This is a genomic window from Sphaerothrix gracilis Ecp01 (assembly GCF_030405905.1).
Lineage (GTDB): Bacteria > Cyanobacteriota > Cyanobacteriia > Phormidesmidales > Phormidesmidaceae > Sphaerothrix > Sphaerothrix gracilis.
Genome location: NZ_JASATW010000058.1, coordinates 7674 through 9402, shown reverse-complemented (window position 1 = coordinate 9402; position 1729 = coordinate 7674). Strand labels below are relative to the sequence as shown.

The 1729-nt window shown below is 70.0% G+C and carries 1 pseudogene; it reads left to right on the top strand.

From position 1 onward, the window contains the following. Positions 1 to 973 (top strand): annotated as a pseudogene (locus tag QJQ48_RS27045) (SAM-dependent methyltransferase); the annotation flags it as partial. Positions 974 to 1729 lie beyond the last annotated feature (756 nt).

Below are 1729 nucleotides of genomic sequence, written 5' to 3'. Positions count from 1 at the left end.
TGGGGTGTTCACGGATCTCGCGATCCGGTGGACCAAGCCCGGCGGCGTGATCGCCTATGTCACCCCGACCAGCTTCCTCGCCGGAGAGTACTTCAAGGCGCTTCGCGGCCTTCTCGCCCGCGAGGCCCCGCCGCTGGCGATCGATTTCCTGCACGCCCGGCGCGGCGTGTTCGAGGACGTGCTGCAGGAAGCCTTGCTCGCTACCTACCGCCGCGGGAGCGAAGCCGGTCCCGTGGCCGTGCATTATCTCGGCCTCCGCGCCGGCCGCGCCGAGGTCGAGGAAGCCGGCCGGTTCACCTTGCCGGGCGAGCGATCCGGGCCGTGGCTGGCGCCACGGGAGCCGGCTCAGCGTGCCCTCGCCGAACGCCTCGCCGGCATGCGCACCAGGCTCGCGGATTGGGGCTATGCGGTATCGACCGGGCCGCTCGTATGGAACCGCCACAAGGACCAGCTCCGCGAGCGCAAGGAGCGCGACGCCTTCCCGCTGATCTGGGCCGAGGCCGTGACCGCCGACGGGCGCTTTGTGTTTCGGGCCATCAAGCGGAACCATGCCCCATATTTCCGAACCCGGTTCGGCGACGAGTGGCTGAAGGTCACGCGGCCGTGCGTGCTCTTGCAGCGCACCACCGCCAAGGAGCAGGCCCGCCGGCTGATCGCCGCCGAGCTTCCGGCCGACTTCATCGCCGCGCACAAGGCGGTGGTGGTCGAAAATCACCTCAACATGGTGCGCCCGATCTCGGCCGCGCCGAAGGTCTCACCGGCCGCGCTCGCCGCCGTGCTCAACAGTGGCATCGTGGATCAGGCGTTCCGTTGCATCAGCGGCAGCGTCGCCGTCTCGGCCTTCGAGCTTGAGGCCCTCCCCCTCCCCACCGTGGCCGCCATGAAGCGGATCGAGGGCCTGGTCGCCAAGAGCGCCACGGCCGAGACCGTCGAGGCTGCCCTCAGGACGATCTATCTCGGCCGGAACGCATGAGACACCCCGTGTCCACCTTTGTTTTCCTATGCCGCGCATTTTTGCGCGGCGAGATGGCGTGCGGGGTGCGGGCTCTCGCGGCGTGCGGAGCCGCTCTTCGCGTACCGGCGGAAGTACCGGGTCCGGGCGATGTCGCCAGCGGCGTCGCGGCGGGTCGAGGAGCCAGCGGACGCGCGGCGTGGGTGGCCGGAGCGTCCGGCCCTGCTCTCGCTCCGGTTTCCGCTCTAGCACGCGCGTGAGCAGCAGCGGGAGCTCGCGTAGCAGCGGCGCTAGGCGCTGGAGTGGCGGGCGTAGCTCGTGCTGCAGCGGCTCGACGGGCTGCCGGCGTAGCAGTACAGGAAGGGCGCGCGGCCGGCGTAGTTGCGGCGGGTCTAGGAGCGGCTCTAGCCGCTGCTGGCACTCGCGAAGGTCTGGCGTCTGGTCGAGCGGCGCCTCCGGCCGCAGACGGGGCAGTGGGTGCGGAGGCCTTTCTCGTCCCCTCAGCAGAAGGCTACCCGGACGTTAGTGGCAGACGCGCGGCGGCAGTGGACGAAGCGGCTGTTGAGGGCGGTACGGAGGGGGACCCGGCGTCTGCAGATGTGCGCGCGGTCCGTCGCGCCTACGTTAGTGGGAGTACGGCAGGCCTAGGACCGAGCGCGGACCTAGGCGTAGGAGACCGTGCGGACCGCTCTAGCTCGGCTGATGCTGGGGCGTGCGGTAGAGCGGCGCGTTTTTACGCGCCGTATCCTTTTGTTTCCACCTGTGCCCCACAGAGTA